Origin of the sequence: Variovorax sp. S12S4, from assembly GCF_023195515.1 — a bacterium.
Classification (GTDB): Bacteria; Pseudomonadota; Gammaproteobacteria; order Burkholderiales; family Burkholderiaceae_C; genus Variovorax.
Window position 1 is genome coordinate 4,845,476 of record NZ_JALPKR020000002.1, and the last position, 11,362, is coordinate 4,856,837.

Sequence of the window (11,362 nt, forward strand, 5' to 3'; positions counted from 1 at the left end):
GCGAAGGATACAAGAAGCAACACTTTCTGTTAATAGATACAGTTATTGTTGTTTGTAAAGAGCTGGAGCTCAGGCGGGCGCCAGTTCTCGCCGCCCCTCGTCCAACCTGAAGACACCCACCAACTGAGACAGGTTGCCCGCCTGGTCCTGCAGCGAGGCGGCTGCGGCCGCGGCTTCTTCCACAAGGGCGGCGTTCTGCTGGGTGACCTGGTCCATTTGTGTGATGGCCTGGTTGATCTGCTCGATGCCGGTCGTCTGCTCCTGGCTGGCGGCGGCGATCTCGCCCATGATGTCGGTCACCCGGCGCACGCTCGCGACGATTTCATCCATCGTCTGGCCCGCTTCAGCCACCTTCTGGCTGCCGGCCTCGACCTTGCCCACGGAGTCGTCGATCAAGCCCTTGACTTCCTTGGCCGCCGCGGCCGAGCGCTGCGCGAGGTTGCGCACCTCTGCCGCCACCACCGCGAAGCCCCTGCCCTGCTCGCCGGCGCGTGCCGCCTCCACTGCGGCGTTCAGCGCCAGGATGTTGGTCTGGAACGCGATGCCATCGATCACCGCGATGATGTCCACGATCTTGCGCGAGGATGAGTTGATCGATCCCATCGTGTCGACCACCTCGTTCACGACGCTGCCGCCGCGCACCGCCACTTCAGACGCCGAGGCCGCGAGCTGGTTGGCCTGACGCGCGTTGTCCGCGTTCTGCTTGACGGTAGAGGTCAACTCTTCCATGGAGGCGGCGGTTTGCTGGAGTGAACTTGCCTGCTGCTCGGTGCGCGACGACAAGTCCTGGTTGCCGGACGCGATCTGGCCCGACGCGGTGGCAATCGTGTCGGTGCCTTGGCGCACTTCGCCGACCACCTTCGAAAGGTTGTCGTTCATCGACTTGAGTGCCGCCAGCAACTGGCCGACCTCGTCGCGTGTGCTGGAGACGATCCGGGTCGTCAGGTCACCTGCCGCCACCCGTTCTGCCAGTCCGAGTGCATCGCGCATCGGGCGCACGATTCCCACGGTGAGCCGCCACGCGCACAACGCACCCGCCAGCAGCGCAACGGCGGACAGGCAGATCACGATCCAGCGGCTGCTGCGATGAATCTGCTGGATTTCGCGGGCTTTCGCGTCGATCTGCACGCGCTGGTTTTCTGCGATTTGCTGCACGGCCTTGCCATAGACCTGAAGCGCCGCCTGGTATTCCGTGTCGGCCAGCTTGCCGGCCGCTTCGCTGTCGCCGGCCGCCTTGAGCTTGTTGATCGTCGCCAGGTGGGCCAGCACCTTCTTGCGCGCCTCGACCACCTCGTCGAACGACTTCTTCTCTTCCGGCGTGACAAGCAGCTTGCCCATCTCCTCCTGGACCGGGTTGATCGACGCCACCCCCTCGGTCAGGTTCTTCTTGAAATAGGCTTCATTCGCGCTGTCGGTGGCCTTGGCCATGCCGAAGGAGTGAACGATGCTCGGGCCGAGCAGGTTGGCCCACCGGTTTGCAACGCGCTCCTTGACCAGCGCTTCGTCGACCATCACGCGGGCCGAATGAGCCACGGCATTCAGCCGGATCAGGGCGACGCCGGAAACCAGCATCATCAGCAACAAAATGGCGGCAAAGCCTCCGCTGAGGCGGACGCCGATTTTCATATCTCGCAAGTGCATGGAACTCTTTCTTTCGCAAATGAGGGGCTGTCCGGTCGGGAGCGGGACTCCGGGCGCTGGGGTCCCAGGGCCGGCCACATCTGGTTATCGGCAACTAAGCCGAAAGTTGAAGGCCCGCGGTGAGATGTAGGTCGAACGCTCGTTCAGTTCGCACCATTGGCTGACGCGCGCTACGGGCTACGATGGCAAGCCTGTGAGCATCCAGACAGGAGACATCGACATGGGTCAGCCCCGTGCAGTACAGCAGCCTGGCGATCTGCCGGATCCGTGGGTTCCGGTGGCCGCGATCCTCGATGCGGTCGGGCAAGCGGTCATCGTCAAGGACGAGGCCTCGCGGTTTGTGCATCTCAACCGGCGGGCCTGCGAGCTGCTCAACGTGTCGCTCGATCGCGCACGCGGAAAGACGGACCGGGATTTCCTTCCGCGCGTGGAGGCCGATCGAATCAGGGCGGTCGATCTCCAGATTCTCGCGAGCGGAGAAAGCCGCAGTTTCGAAGAAGAAATCACCACGGAGGACGGATCGACCAGAACCCTGGTCACGCTCAAGCAAGCGGTCGATCTGGCGGATTCCGGCGGCAAGCTGCTCGTGGTGGTTATCTCCGACGTGACCGAATTGCGCACCGCCGAGCGGGTGCTGCGGGCCAGCGAGGCGCACTACCGCTCGTTCGTCGAACTGCACCCGCAGATCACCTGGACCGCCGATGCGACCGGCGCAATCACCGAGGTTGGACCGGGCTGGCCGACTCTCACCGGCAATTCGATCGAGAAGACGCTGGGCTCGGGCTGGGAATGCGCCTTGCACGCCGACGATCTCGAACGCGTCAGAACGCAATGGATCGACTCGGTGGTCCGCGGCGTTCCCTTCGATGCCGAATACAGGGTGCTGAGCGCTGCAGACGGACGGTACCGATGGTTCAGGGCTCGGGCCGCCCCCGTCGCGACGAGAACCATGCCATCGTGCGCTGGTACGGGCTGCTCGAGGACGTTCATCAGCATCGAATCGCGATCGAAGCGCTGCGCGAGAGCGAGTCGCTGTTCCGTCTCATCGCCGACAGCGTGCCCGTGATGATGTGGCTCACGGATCAGAAGGGCGACGCGACCTACCACAGCCGGCTATGGCTCGAGGTAACGGGCCAGACCGAAACCGAGTCGCTGGGCTCGGGCTGGAGCCGCGCCATCCATCCCGAAGACCGCGCCTCGGTGCTGGAGCTGTTCAGGACGAAAACAGCGCAGAGGGTTCCGGTCCAGCTCGAGTACAGGCTGCGCCGGGCCGATGGCAGCTGGGCCTGGGTCATCGACACAGGCGCGCCCCGGCTCGCGCCTGACGGCGGACTCCTCGGCTATGCCGGCTCGATACTCGACGTCACCGAGCGACGCCTGGCGGAGTCCGCACTGCGCGAGAGCGAAGCCTCCATTCGGAGCATCTTCGACAGCAGCCCCGATTGCATCAGCATGCTCGACCTGTCGGGCAATACGCTGCTGATGAACAAGGCGGCGCGGCGGATGATCGGGCTCGACGTCTCGGAACTCGCAAACCGCGAGGTGCTCGAGACAGTCTTTCCCGAAGGGCGGCTTCGCAAACTCAGCGCCATGTTCGACGTGGTGCGCGCCGGCGGCACGTCCAGGCTGGAGGTGGACGCCATCGACGCACAGGGCGTGCACCGATGGCTCGACGTCATCGGTGCACCCGTGCTGGACGCATCGGGCGTGCCGATCCGGATGGTGAGCATCTGGCGCGACATCACCGAGGCCAAGGCGGCGCGCAACGATGCCGTGGTGGCGCAGCAGCAGGCCGAACGTGCGGCGACGCGGCTCTCTGCCGTTCTCGAAAACACGATGGACTGCGTGCTGGTTGTCGACGATGCATGGCGCATCACGTACATGAACGAGAACGCCCGCCGGTTCCTGCAGCTCGGCGAAGAGGCCATGAACACAAGGCTGTGGGACCTCTTCCCCGCCGAGGTGGAAAGCCTCTTCGGCGACTACTTTCGGCAGGCGACCGCGGGCAACAAGGCCGTGTCGTTCGAGGAATTCGTACCGGCGACGCAGGTGTGGCTCGAGGTCCATGCCTCGCCCACCGAGGAGGGCCTGTCGATCTTCTTCCGCGACACCACCGCACGCCGCAAGGCCGAGCAGGAGCGCGTCCAGGCCCAGAGCCAGGTCTCCCACATGGCCCGCCACGACGTTCTTACCGGCCTCCCCAACCGTTTGGCATTCCGCGAGACGCTGGAGCGGCACTTGAACGATGCGGCCGGCACCGGGACTTTGGTGGCCGTGCTGACACTGGACCTCGATGGTTTCAAGTCCGTGAACGATGCTTACGGCCATCCCGCGGGCGACGTCCTGTTGCAGAAGGTCGCGCAACGCCTGCGTCTCGGCCTCGCCGGTGATGAGCAGCACACGCTTGCGCGACTCGGCGCGGACGAGTTTGTGATCGGCTGCTTCGGGCTGCCGCATTCCGACGCGGCAATCGAGATCGCACGCCGCCTCATGGGCATCCTGCTCGGGCCCTTCGACCTGGAGGGAAACAAGGTGAGCATTGGGGCCAGCGTCGGCATCGCCGTGGCGCCCGAAGACGGCAGTACCGTCGACGAGATCAAGCGTGCCTCCGCCGTGGCACTCCACCGCGCGAAGGCCGCCGGCGGTAGAAGCCTCCAGAGGTACGCCAAGAGCATGGACGTCCACCTGCAGACGCGCCAGGCCTTGAAGCTCTCGATGCGCGAGGCGCTCGCCCACGGGGAGTTCGAGGTCCACTTCCAGGCGCTCGTGAGCCTTGTCTCCAACCGCTGCACCAGCTTCGAAGCGCTGGTGCGTTGGCGCCACCCGGACCGGGGAATGATCTCGCCGGCCGACTTCATTCCGATTGCGGAGGAGACTGGGCTGATCGTCGAACTTGGCGAATGGGTCCTTGGCGAGGCCTGCCGCGAGGCCGCCACCTGGCCCGATGGCATCGGTGTGGCGGTGAACCTCTCGCCGGTCCAGTTCGGCGCCGGCAACCTGATCGAGGTGATCAGGAACGCGCTCGATGCGTCGGCGCTCTCCCCTTCGCGCCTGCAGCTCGAGATCACCGAGTCGGTGCTGCTCGGCAGCGACGACCAGAACCTGCGCACCCTGCAGCAGATCCGGCAACTGGGCGTGAAGATCGCGATGGACGATTTCGGGACCGGGTACTCATCGCTGGGCTATCTGCGCAGCTTTCCCTTCGACAAGATCAAGGTGGACCGCAGCTTCATCGCCGACCTGCCCGACAGGAAGTCGCTCGCAATCATCCGGGCTGTGGCCGGCATCGGCACGAGCCTTGGCATCGCCACCACTGTGGAGGGTGTCGAAACCGAGGCGCAGCTGCAGACCATCCGGCAGGAAGGCTTCGACGAGGCGCAGGGGTATCTGTTCGCTCGGCCGGTTCCGGCCTCGCAGGTACACGGTGTCATTGCCTCGCGCAGGAATTGACTGAAGCACCACTTTCGCGAATCGGCCGTGCGGGCACAATTCTGCAAACCACCGAACATACTCGCCGCATGCCCATCGAGTTCTCACCCCAAGCCGTCGGCGCAGTCCTTGCAGCCACCATTGCTGGAGGCATGAGCTTTCTCGGGTCTGTGTTCAGCAAGGACCAGAAGACTTCGGAGTTCCGTCAGGCATGGATCGACGGGCTGCGCTCCGAGATCTCGCAGCTGATTGCGCACGCCAACGCGATCCGGGGTGCTGCGGCAGTCGGCTACCCGGCCCGGAGTGAGCTTTACGACGCGGCAAAGGATCACTTCGTGGGGATCACCGTCGCCAAGACCAGCATCCTCCTTCGGCTGAACCCGTCAGAAGAAAACAATGCGAAGTTGATCGGCCACGTCAATGCGCTCGAAAAGCTCATGGACATGAGTCCCATCGACCTTGCGGCCTGCCAGAAGGAAGAAGCGGCACTTGTCGCGACGGCCCAGGCTGTACTCAAGGGCGAATGGAGCCGCGTCAAGCGAGGCGAGCCGCTCTTCTTCATGACCAAGATCATCGGCCTGTTCGTGTTCCTGGGAGCTCCTCTCACGCTTGGCGCCCGCTATTTCGGGTGGTTCTGAGGGGTAAACCCAAACAACCCCTCACCCGACAACCGGAGCAGCCACGCGGTCCAGCGCTTCGATCGCATCGGCCGGCAATTCCAGCTTTCCGGCGGCCAGGTTTTCACGCAGGTGCCCAACTGACGAGGTGCCTGGAATCAGCAGGATGTTGGGCGAGCGCCGCAGGAGCCACGCCAGCGCCACCTGCATCGGCGTGGCGCCAAGTCGCTGTGCCACGTCCGAAAGCCCTGCAGACTGCAGCGGCGTAAAGCCGCCGAGCGGAAAAAACGGAACGTACGGAATGCCGTCGCGTGCCAGGTCGTCGATCAGCGCATCGTCGTTGCGATGCACGAGGTTGTACTGGTTCTGCACGCAGGCGACGCGGCAGATGCTGCGCCCCTCCGCGACCTGTGCCGGCGTCACGTTGCTCAGGCCGATGTGGCGCACAAGGCCTTGGCGCTGAAGCTCTGCCAATGCCGCGAGCGGCGCTTCGATCGAGCCTTCGGCCGGACCGTGCACGTCGAACATGATGCGCAGGTTCACCACGTCCAGCACGTCCAGCCCGAGATTGCGCAGGTTGTCGTGCACCGCCTGCGTCAGCTCCTCGGGCGAAAACGCGGGCAGCCAGGCGCCCGTGTCGGAGCGCCGCGCTCCAATCTTGGTGACGATGACGAGGTCCTTCGCATAGGGCGCGAGTGCCTCGCGGATGAGCTGGTTGGTGATGTGCGGGCCGTAGAAGTCGCTGGTGTCGATGTGATCGACGCCGCTAGTGACCGCGTTGCGCAGCACGGCCAGGGCCGCCTCGCGATCTTTCGGCGGGCCGAAGACGCCGGGGCCGGCGAGCTGCATGGCGCCGTAGCCGAGCCGGTGGACTGTGCGGTCGCCGAGGGTGTAGGTGCTGGGGGTCTGCATGCTGGACATGATGTTTTTTCCTGAGGTTGAAGAGGTAGATGGAGTCGTGAAGCCAGTCTAGGCAGCCCGTCTCTGTTTGATAAGTCGCCATAATCGGCACGGGCTGTGCAGGATTCAGAACAATGAAAGTCGATCTCGAGGATCTCAACGCCTTCGTGGCAGTGGCGGGCGCCAAGGGCTTTCGCGACGGCGCGCGCCTGAGCGGTGGCAGCGCATCGGCCTTGAGCGAGGCGGTGCGCCGGCTGGAAGCTCAACTCGGCGTGCGCCTGCTCCACCGCACAACCCGCAGCGTGCGGCCGACGGAGGCGGGAGAACGCCTGCTCGAGCGGCTGAGGCCCGCGCTCACCGAGGTGGAGGCGGCGCTCGACGTGGTGAACGGTTTTCGCGACCGGCCCGCGGGCACGCTCAAGCTGAACGTGCCGATCAGCGCCTCGCGGCTCGTGCTGCCATCGATCGTGCCGCGCTTCCTTGCCGCCTATCCGGACATCTCTCTCGAAGTGATTGCGGAAGACGGCTTCGTCGACGTGCTGGCCGCCGGTTGCGACGCCGGCATCCGCTATGACGAGCGGCTCGAGCAGGACATGGTCGCCGTGCCGATCGGCCCGCGCTTCCAGCGCTTTGCAGTGGCGGCAGCCCCCTCCTACCTCGACCGCCATGGCCGGCCGGAACATCCGCGCGACCTGCTGGGCCACAACTGCTTGCGCGGGCGTTTCGCCAGCGGGTCGACGCCGCCGTGGGAGTTCGAGCGCGACGGCGAAACCTTGCGCGTCGACGTGACCGGGCAGTTGACCGTGCGGATCGGCGCAGCGGCAGATCTCTCGGTCGATGCGGCGCTGGCCGGTGCCGGCGTGGTCTACCTGTTCGAAGACTGGCTGCGGCCGCACCTCGACAGCGGTGCGCTCGAGCCAGTGCTCGAGCCCTGGTGGCTGCGCTTCTCCGGCCCGTTCCTCTACTACCCAGGCCGCCGGTTGCTGCCGGCGCCGCTAAGGGCTTTGTGGACTTCATACAGCGCGCGCCGGGTCGCCGAGACTCCAATCAGACTTGAGTCACGCCGTCGATGGGACTCACGTCGCCTACGAACTGCAGCAGGTCGACCATCGTAAAAGTCCCGGGCGTGCGCGAAGGAAGGGTCGGCGTCCACGCAGGGCCCTTCTTCCAGAGATAGGACTCATGATCGCCGTGGACCAAACCGATGAAGACCTCCGCCACGATGCGCGCGCCCACAGGCCCCAATCGCTCGCCGCCCTCTCTGACCGACGCTTCCTTGAGGATGTAGTACCACAGGGGCGTCTGCTCATGCAGTCCCTGTGCCTTGGCCACGGCGCCGTCCGTGCCGGACGAGATCTCGGCGCTTGTCAGGGGATTGGTCACTTCCATCGCCCGTGCCACCGACTGGCCAGAGGGCAGCCCGAGCATCACGCCGCGCTTCAGGTTCAGGAACGGGAGGCTGGCACCGCCGGGCAAGGTGTGCAGCGCCTTCACGATGAAAGGATCGATGCTGCGCGCCTGATTGAGCGTGACCCCTGGCGGGTTGTTGCCGAAATCGTAGAAGCGCCGCCAGTCGATGATCCAGTTGCTCGCAAGCTTGCTTATCGGAGTTGGCGCGGTGAGCGGATCGGGCGCCAGGTCACCCACGATGCCCCCGGAAAGGCCGGAGAACGCGAACAGCAGTCCCAGCGAAGCGGGCGCGAGCCCGCCCGGAGTGAAGACCCTGTTGTGGCTGTAGACCTCCCGGACCATGCTGTGCCCGAGCCGGTAGGCCGCACCGGAGAACTCCACCGGCATGTAGGGCGTCTTCTTGAAGCGATAGAACTGGCGGCCCTCGTTGAGGATGCGAGCCACGATGCCATCCTCGGTGAGCCGTTCCACGAAGTCGTGCAGGACGAGCCATTGATAGTGCCAGGTCACCTCGCGCCGGGCCTCGAAGAAGAGCTCGGCGGGCGCAGGCGCCGTCGGCGAGGCCGCCAGCAGATCGACCACCTTGTTGTGGAACTTCATGAAAGCCAGGTGGGTCTGCGCGACCAACAGGTTCTCGTCGTTGCGATGGTCGCCGATCAGCGCTTGGCCCTCGGGGCTTCGCGGAAGGTCGTTGGGGAACACGCCGGGGATGTCGGCCGCGTTCTGTTGAAAGCCGAGTGTGGTCTTGCCGATCAGCAGCTTCGCGCTGGGTCCGTTGTTGGGGCCGCGGGCATAGAGGTGCGGACTGCCGTCCGGACCGCGCCCATAGATCGAGTCCAGGTCCAGCGCGGGCGTTCTGAAATTCTCCACCGCGGTCGGGTCTTCCAGCTTGTCGCCGATGGAGGTCAGGTCCAGCGTGATGTCGTGATCGACGAACTGGCCCAGGTAGGTGAACCCTGCCGGCACTCGCGGGTTGTTTCCGCCACCAGCCGGACCGGCATCGAGCATTGCATCGGCGAGGGCTCGCAACTTGTCGTCGGCAACCGAGAGTGGCGCGAGCCGGGGAACATCCTGCCGAACATGCCAGGATCGCCATGCCCTGCGAGCGCATCCAGAGTGGCTTTGGTGGGATGGCGGCCGGCACGGCCGTGCTTGGGATTGACACCGATTTCTTCGGACATGATGGCTTCCTTGCTCCAAGTTGAGCTTCGAGCAACATGATCGAAGCGGATTTGCATCCTACGGAGCACTCGAAAGATTCATATACGCTGCTCGCGGTAGACAGCTCGCCGTAGACAGCTTGCGCTAGACCGGTTGCGCTAGACCCGGATTGCTCGATCGGGGGCTATATGCCCCGCGGGCCGCGATGCACGCTCATCCTTCAGGCTTGCCGATAGATGCATAGCCGCCCAGGAACACCTGCAACGCGCGGCGTGTTGCCTCTCGCAGTTCGCGGCGGGTGAACGGCCCCTGAATACCAAGAAGGCTGGGCTTGACAGTTTCCGAGTCCAGCAGCGCCATCAGGTGGTTCGCGGCCGTGATGGGGTCGGCATTTCGCAGGCGGCCCTTGCGCATTTGCCGCTCGAGAAAACCCGCCAGCTCGGCAACGCCCTTCTTGGGGCCGCCTTCATAGAAAAGCCGCCCGATGTCGCTGCGGCCCGATTCGGCAATCACGGCCCGGTGCGCCTGGATGACTTCTTGCGAACACATCACGGCCAGGACCTTCTCGCCGAAACGCTGCAGCACGCGCTCCAGGTCTTCGTCGCCCTCCTCGGCCAGTGCCGTGAAGATCGGCTCGAAGTGAATCTTCGCCGAGGCGTGGATCACGGCAACGAACAGTTCCTCCTTCGACTTGAAGTACCCGTAGAGCGTTGCCCTCGAACCGCCCACGCGAGCGGCAATTTCCACCATCGAGGCCCCCTCGAACCCCAGTTCCCTGAAGACTTCCGATGCCACCTGGACGATGGCATCGCGCTTGGCTTCCGTCTTGACTCGCATCGCGTCTCTCTTTATTTCTATACACAGGTGATCATTATTGATTGACAAAGCTCTCGAAGTCAAAATACATTTCAGTACAGCACTGTCTATTTATGTTCGTTCAACCAACGGCCGGCCATAGCGCCCGGCCCTTCCCCAGGAGAATCGCGATGCGCCCCCTCTCACCTATGGCCTGACCTTTGCCGCGGCCATCGTGTCCACTTTCCTGCTGGTCGCTTGCGGCAAGCCGCCAGGCGGCCCGCCTCCGGCGCCGGGCACGCCCGAGGTCGGCATCGTCACGGTGCAGCCGCAGCGCGTGGCCATCACAACGGAGCTACCCGGGCGCACCGTGCCCTTTCTCATCGCCGACGTGCGCCCGCAGGTCGGCGGCATCGTGAAAGCCCGCAAGTTCCGCGAAGGAAGCGACGTGAAGGCCGGAGAGGCGCTCTACCAGATCGACCCCGCCACGTACAAGGCCACCTACGACAGCAACGTTGCCGCGCTCGCCAAGGCGCAGGCCAGCCTCGGCACCACGCGTCTCAAGGCCGAGCGCTACAAGGAACTGGTTGCCATCAAGGCGGTGAGCCAGCAGGACTACGACGACGCGGCTGCCTCGCTGCAGCAAGGCGAGGCCGACGTTGCCGCGGCCAAGGCCAATGTGGAAACGAGCCGCATCAACCTCGCCTATGCACGCATCGACGCACCGATCTCCGGCCGCATCGGCAAATCGAGCGTCACGCCCGGCGCGCTGGTCACGGCGAGCCAGTCGACCGCACTGGCCACCATCCAGCAGCTCGACCCGATCTACGTCGACCTCACGCAGCCCAGCGCCGCGGTGCTCCAGCTCAAGCAGGCAATGGCGCGCGGCGATCTGCAAAAGAGCGGCGCCAATGCCGCACGGGTGCGGCTGCTGCTCGAAGACGGCAGTGCGTATCCGATCGAAGGCAAGCTCGAGTTCTCGGATGTCACGGTGGACCAGAACACCGGCGCCATCACGCTGCGCGCGGTGTTTCCCAACCCCGCTGCCGACCTGCTGCCCGGCATGTATGTGCGCGCCGTACTGCAGGAAGGCGTGAAGGAGCAGGCGCTCATGGTGCCGCAGCAGGCGGTGTCGCGCGACAGCACCGGCAAGCCGACAGCCTATGTGGTGGACGCGCAGAACAAGCTGCAGCGGCGCATGCTCGAGACGGAACGGGCCGTTGGCGACCAGTGGCTGGTGAAGAGCGGCCTCGCGGCCGGCGACAAGCTGGTGGTGGACGGCCAGCAGCGCGCCGCGGCGGGCGTGGAAGTGAAAACGGTGCAATGGAGCCCCGGCTCCAGGAGCGGCACCGAAACGGCGAAGGCCACCCGGTCGGCATCCGCCGGCGCGGCGAACTGATCGAGAGAAC

9 protein-coding genes are annotated in these 11,362 nt (G+C 65.0%); 5 read left to right on the top strand and 4 right to left on the bottom strand.

Going from position 1 to position 11,362, the window contains the following annotated elements:
- Positions 1-69: 69 nt before the first annotated feature.
- Positions 70-1,626, bottom strand: coding sequence for a methyl-accepting chemotaxis protein (locus M0765_RS29065; protein ID WP_274708808.1), 1,557 nt, complete (start codon positions 1,624-1,626; stop codon positions 70-72).
- Positions 1,627-1,861: 235 nt separating this feature from the next.
- Here M0765_RS29065 and M0765_RS23755 point away from each other — a divergent pair, with 235 nt between their 5' ends.
- The 3 genes from M0765_RS23755 to M0765_RS23765 all read left to right on the top strand — a co-directional run bounded on the left by M0765_RS23755 (position 1,862) and on the right by M0765_RS23765 (position 5,708).
- On the top strand, positions 1,862-2,707 hold the full coding sequence (locus M0765_RS23755) for a PAS domain-containing protein (RefSeq protein ID WP_258506255.1): 846 nt from the start codon (positions 1,862-1,864) through the stop codon (positions 2,705-2,707).
- A 2-nt stretch (positions 2,708-2,709) separates the two neighbouring features.
- Positions 2,710-5,091 carry a sensor domain-containing protein gene (locus M0765_RS23760; RefSeq protein ID WP_258508414.1) on the top strand — a complete coding sequence of 794 codons (2,382 nt, stop codon included), beginning with the start codon at positions 2,710-2,712 and terminating at the stop codon, positions 5,089-5,091.
- 68 nt (positions 5,092-5,159) lie between these two features.
- The gene (locus M0765_RS23765; RefSeq protein WP_258506256.1) at positions 5,160-5,708 is read left to right on the top strand and encodes a hypothetical protein; all 549 of its coding nucleotides are present in this window, start codon (positions 5,160-5,162) and stop codon (positions 5,706-5,708) included.
- Between the two features lie 21 nt (positions 5,709-5,729).
- Here the strand turns inward: M0765_RS23765 and M0765_RS23770 are convergent, their stop codons facing one another.
- Complete coding sequence (locus tag M0765_RS23770; RefSeq protein WP_258506257.1) at positions 5,730-6,608, bottom strand: aldo/keto reductase family oxidoreductase; 879 nt, start codon at positions 6,606-6,608, stop codon at positions 5,730-5,732.
- A 113-nt stretch (positions 6,609-6,721) separates the two neighbouring features.
- On the opposite strand from M0765_RS23770, the gene M0765_RS23775 reads away from it, so the two are divergent.
- A complete protein-coding gene (locus tag M0765_RS23775; protein WP_258506258.1) occupies positions 6,722-7,702 on the top strand; it encodes a LysR family transcriptional regulator in 981 nt (326 codons plus the stop codon).
- Here M0765_RS23775 and M0765_RS23780 read toward each other — a convergent pair.
- Both M0765_RS23780 and M0765_RS23785 read right to left on the bottom strand, forming a co-directional pair.
- The gene (locus M0765_RS23780) at positions 7,635-9,005 is read right to left on the bottom strand and encodes a peroxidase family protein (protein WP_258506259.1); all 1,371 of its coding nucleotides are present in this window, start codon (positions 9,003-9,005) and stop codon (positions 7,635-7,637) included. The two genes, M0765_RS23775 and M0765_RS23780, sit on opposite strands and share 68 nt — an antisense overlap.
- Before the next feature lie 366 nt (positions 9,006-9,371).
- Complete coding sequence (locus M0765_RS23785) at positions 9,372-9,995, bottom strand: TetR/AcrR family transcriptional regulator (protein WP_258506260.1); 624 nt, start codon at positions 9,993-9,995, stop codon at positions 9,372-9,374.
- Positions 9,996-10,188: 193 nt separating this feature from the next.
- Here M0765_RS23785 and M0765_RS23790 point away from each other — a divergent pair, with 193 nt between their 5' ends.
- Positions 10,189-11,352, top strand: coding sequence for an efflux RND transporter periplasmic adaptor subunit (locus tag M0765_RS23790; RefSeq protein ID WP_258506262.1), 1,164 nt, complete (start codon positions 10,189-10,191; stop codon positions 11,350-11,352).
- Positions 11,353-11,362 lie beyond the last annotated feature (10 nt).

Excerpts from the sequence above, each read along its gene's own strand:
- M0765_RS23770 (WP_258506257.1), bottom strand. The coding sequence starts at position 6,608 with ATGTCCAGCATGCAGACCCCCAGCACCTACACCCTCGGCGACCGCACA.
- M0765_RS29065 (WP_274708808.1), bottom strand. The coding sequence starts at position 1,626 with ATGAAAATCGGCGTCCGCCTCAGCGGAGGCTTTGCCGCCATTTTGTTG.
- M0765_RS23765 (WP_258506256.1), top strand. The coding sequence starts at position 5,160 with ATGCCCATCGAGTTCTCACCCCAAGCCGTCGGCGCAGTCCTTGCAGCC.
- M0765_RS23780 (WP_258506259.1), bottom strand. The coding sequence starts at position 9,005 with ATGCTCGATGCCGGTCCGGCTGGTGGCGGAAACAACCCGCGAGTGCCG.
- M0765_RS23785 (WP_258506260.1), bottom strand. The coding sequence starts at position 9,995 with ATGCGAGTCAAGACGGAAGCCAAGCGCGATGCCATCGTCCAGGTGGCA.
- M0765_RS23760 (WP_258508414.1), top strand. The coding sequence starts at position 2,710 with ATGTGGCTCACGGATCAGAAGGGCGACGCGACCTACCACAGCCGGCTA.
- M0765_RS23775 (WP_258506258.1), top strand. The coding sequence starts at position 6,722 with ATGAAAGTCGATCTCGAGGATCTCAACGCCTTCGTGGCAGTGGCGGGC.
- M0765_RS23755 (WP_258506255.1), top strand. The coding sequence starts at position 1,862 with ATGGGTCAGCCCCGTGCAGTACAGCAGCCTGGCGATCTGCCGGATCCG.